The sequence below is a fragment of the Desulfovibrio sp. 1214_IL3152 genome, assembly GCF_036763055.1.
Taxonomy (GTDB): domain Bacteria; phylum Desulfobacterota; class Desulfovibrionia; order Desulfovibrionales; family Desulfovibrionaceae; genus Desulfovibrio.
The window spans coordinates 1-2,781 of record NZ_JBAIYW010000319.1; the positions used below are offsets into that span (position 1 = coordinate 1).

The 2,781-nt window shown below is 57.1% G+C and carries 2 protein-coding genes and 1 riboswitch; of the genes, one reads left to right on the forward strand and one right to left on the reverse strand.

Going from position 1 to position 2,781, the window contains the following annotated elements:
* The coding region (locus tag V6C07_RS06875; RefSeq protein ID WP_333535609.1) for a sirohydrochlorin cobaltochelatase at positions 1-466 on the reverse strand (466 nt) is incomplete at its 3' end.
* Positions 467-499: 33 nt separating this feature from the next.
* A riboswitch (cobalamin riboswitch) is annotated at positions 500-722 on the reverse strand.
* Positions 723-885: 163 nt separating this feature from the next.
* Between V6C07_RS06875 and V6C07_RS06880 the strand changes: the two genes are divergently transcribed.
* Positions 886-2,598 carry a 30S ribosomal protein S1 gene (locus V6C07_RS06880; RefSeq protein ID WP_333535610.1) on the forward strand — a complete coding sequence of 571 codons (1,713 nt, stop codon included), beginning with the start codon at positions 886-888 and terminating at the stop codon, positions 2,596-2,598.
* Positions 2,599-2,781 lie beyond the last annotated feature (183 nt).

Sequence of the window (2,781 nt, forward strand, 5' to 3'; positions counted from 1 at the left end):
TGTCGCCCTTGGACTCCAGCAGGGGGCGGCCCAGGAAAACCGCGTCGAAGCGGCCGGGATGCTTGCTTACGTCAAGCAGCACCGCACGCTCAAGAGCAGAAAATTCTTCGCCGCCCAGCACATGCAGCGACTGCACGCGCACGACCTTTACGCCGTCCTTGGCAAGCTGGGCCATGCCGTCGCTGATGCCCCCCACGGGCTGACCCTGTTCGGCCAGTTTTTTACGAATGATCTGCGAGGTGTAGGCCCACACCACAGGAGAATCGGGAAAGGCTTTTTTAAATTCCGCATCCACGGCCTTGAAGGCGGGCATGCCTTCGGGAACGCTGGTCCCAAAGGCTACCAGCAGTATGCCTTCTTTGGGGGCCTCGGCGGCATGGCTTGTGCCTTGCAGGCAAAGGCCCGCGAGAAGCAGCAGAACGAAAAGCAGTGGGCGAAGCCCGTGGTGTGACAGAATACGCGGCATGGCAACCTCCTCAATTTCGCGTTGAAAGGTTCGCAAAGGGCATCGGCCCCGGCGGATATTCGGACTTGAGGGTTGTGGGGCCGCATGGCCCGCGCCTTGGCTTCGCCTTCACCGCATGTGCGACTGGCTGTCGCATGCCGCTCTTCGGAGCAGCATGAAGAAGCGTTGTCCCCTCTTACCGCAGCGCGACTGTTTTCGATTTGCACGAAATTCCCCGCCAAAACGACAGAGGACAACAGGGCGCGGTAAATGTCAAGGCAGGCGATGGCTTGCGCCAACCGGGGAAATACAGGGAGTTCGGAACCGGTTTTCGGCTCCGGAGGCCATTTTTGGCGGATTTTTCCTTGTTCTTTCGGCAAAATTCTGGTACTTATGCGGCCTCCCTTGTATTGGGGAAATCATGTTTGGAGGCTGGACATATGGCAGGTTTGGAAACCGGGCACGAAACCGAAATGAATTTCGAGAGTGCCCTCGAAAACTACCTCACTTCCGATTTTGGCGACCTTGAAGAAGGCTCTATCACCAAGGGCGAAATCGTCCGTGTGGATGACGACAATGTGCTGGTGGACGTGAACTTCAAGTCCGAGGGGCAGATTCCCACGGCCGAATTTCGCGATGCTGCCGGCAACATCGGCGTTGCCGTGGGCGACAAGGTGGACGTGTACGTTGTTCGCAAGAACGAAAACGACGGAACCATCACCCTTTCTTTTGAAAAGGCCAAACGCATGCAGGTTTTCGACCAGCTCGAAGACGTGCAGGAAAACAACAGGGTCATCACGGGCCACATTGTGCGTCGCATCAAGGGCGGCTACACTGTGGACATCGGCGGAGTAGAGGCCTTTTTGCCCGGTTCCCATGTGGACCTGCGCCCTGTGCCGGACATGGACGCCCTGGTCAACCAGGAGTTCGAGTTCCGCGTGCTCAAGATCAACCGCCGCCGCAGCAACGTTATCGTTTCTCGCCGCGTGCTGCTTGAAGAAGAGCGCGATTCCAAACGTCAGGATCTGCTGCGCACCCTTGAAGAGGGTCAGACCGTGGAAGGCAAGGCCAAAAACATCACCGAATACGGTGTGTTTGTTGACCTGGGCGGCCTTGACGGGCTTCTGCACATCACCGACATGAGCTGGAAGCGCATCCGCCATCCCAAGGAAATGATCACCATCGGTCAGGAACTGACCCTCAAGGTTCTTTCCTTTGACCGCGACAACAACAAGGTTTCCCTGGGTCTCAAGCAGCTCGTGCCCGATCCGTGGCAGGACATTTCCGCCCGCTTCCCCGAAGGGGCCAAGTGCTCCGGCAAGGTCACCAACCTGGTGGACTACGGCGCTTTTGTGGAACTGGAACCCGGCGTGGAAGGGCTTGTGCACATCTCTGAAATGTCGTGGACGCGCAAGCTGCGTCATCCTTCCCAGATGGTTCACACCGGCGACGAAGTCGAAGTGGTCATTCTGGGCGTGGACGGCGAAAAGAAGCGCATCAGCCTCGGCATGAAGCAGGTTCGTCCCAACCCCTGGGAACTGGTTGCTGAAAAGTATCCTGAAGGAACCATCCTTGAAGGCGTCATCAAGAACATCACCGAATTCGGCATGTTCATCGGCATTGAAGACGGCATTGACGGCCTCATTCACGTGTCTGACATCTCCTGGACCAAGAAGGTGCGCCACCCCAACGAAATGTACAAGGTGGGCGATACCGTGCAGGCCAAGGTGCTGACCGTTGATCAGGAGAACGAAAAGTTCACCCTGGGCGTCAAGCAGCTGGTGGACGATCCGTGGGGCCATGTGCCCACCACCTACCCCGTGGGCTGCACCGTCAAGGGCATCGTGACCAACATCACCGACTTCGGCCTCTTCGTTGAAGTGGAAGAAGGCATTGAAGGGCTGGTGCACGTTTCCGAACTGTCCAGCAAGAAGGTCAAGACCCCGGCTGAAATCTACAAGGAAGGCCAGGAAATTCAGGCCAAGGTCATCCATGTCAGCGCTGAAGAGCGCCGCCTGGGCCTGTCCATCAAGCAGATTCAGGAAGTGGAAGACCGCCGCAAGCCCAAGGAATTCCATTCCGGGCCGCAGGAATCCGGCCAGAGCCTGGGCGATCTGCTCAAGCAGAAGTTTGAAGAAAGCGAAAACAGCTAGCCGCTGTTTCCAGATAGTAAAGGGCGCTCCCGTGGGAGCGCCCTTTTCATTATGGCTTTAGAGCAGTTTCACTTTGAAATTGCTCTGGCGACTGCGCGAGCAGGCGCCCGCCGCGAAGGCGTAAGCGCAATTTATTTGCGCGGTTAAACGCCGAAGCGAGCGTGTTTTAAACTTTGAAAATGT

Excerpts from the sequence above, each read along its gene's own strand:
- V6C07_RS06880 (WP_333535610.1), top strand. The coding sequence starts at position 886 with ATGGCAGGTTTGGAAACCGGGCACGAAACCGAAATGAATTTCGAGAGT.